Source organism: Algoriphagus confluentis, assembly GCF_036245625.1.
GTDB lineage: Bacteria > Bacteroidota > Bacteroidia > Cytophagales > Cyclobacteriaceae > Algoriphagus > Algoriphagus confluentis.
Map to the genome: position 1 here is coordinate 1 of NZ_BTPD01000048.1, position 345 is coordinate 345.

Sequence of the window (345 nt, forward strand, 5' to 3'; positions counted from 1 at the left end):
CCTTTTTTCCCCCTCAACTGGTAAGACCTACACGGGAATGACCTCTGATCTGATTACCCGGTTCCATTTTCATAATCAAAAATCAACCAAAGGCTTCACGATCAAGTATCGTCCTTGGATCGTTGTCCATGTTGAATTCTTTCAATCCAAAAAGCAAGCCCTCAAAAGGGAACTGGAACTAAAGTCTGGAAAAGGCCGGGATTGGGTCAGGAATTTTATTTTGTCAAAATACTCCCGGATCTCAGAATCATAGGCTGATTCCAAAATTCCAATAGATCATATGAAATAGTAGCTCAGTTAGTTACAGCGCAGGATTCATATCCGCCGCGGCGGACACGGGTTCAA

General features: G+C 43.2%; 1 protein-coding gene. It reads left to right on the forward strand.

What is annotated here, in order from left to right:
- A partial coding sequence (locus AAA943_RS21840) for a GIY-YIG nuclease family protein (protein WP_338226531.1) occupies window positions 1-253 on the forward strand: 253 nt, incomplete at its 5' end.
- Between the last annotated feature and the right edge of the window lie 92 nt (window positions 254-345).